The 280-nt window shown below is 70.7% G+C and carries 1 protein-coding gene; it reads right to left on the bottom strand.

The genetic code is table 11. The features are described from left to right. Positions 1 to 280 (bottom strand): condensation domain-containing protein (locus GT045_RS10565; RefSeq protein ID WP_161333986.1); only part of this gene is annotated, 280 nt, incomplete at both ends.

Genomic DNA, 280 nt, shown 5'->3' with positions numbered 1-280 from the left:
CCGCTCGGCCGTGGCCGCGTCGAACAGGTCGGTGTTGTAGGTGAGCAGGCCGTGCAGGGCTCCGGTGCCGGTCTCGGCGAACTCCAGGGTGAGGTCGAACGCGGCCTGTTCCGACTCCGGTTCGACGTCGGTGATGTCGAGTCCGGGCAGGTCGAGGCCGGCCGCCGGGGCGTTCTGGAGGACGACCATGACCTGGAAGAGCGGGCTGCGGCTGGTGTCGCGTACGGGCTGCACCTCGTCCACGACCCGCTCGAACGGCACGTCCTGGTGGGCGAAGGCG

Origin of the sequence: Streptomyces sp. SID486, assembly GCF_009865385.1 — a bacterium.
In the GTDB taxonomy this organism is placed as follows: domain Bacteria; phylum Actinomycetota; class Actinomycetes; order Streptomycetales; family Streptomycetaceae; genus Streptomyces.
This window is presented reverse-complemented; position numbering and strand designations above follow the sequence as displayed.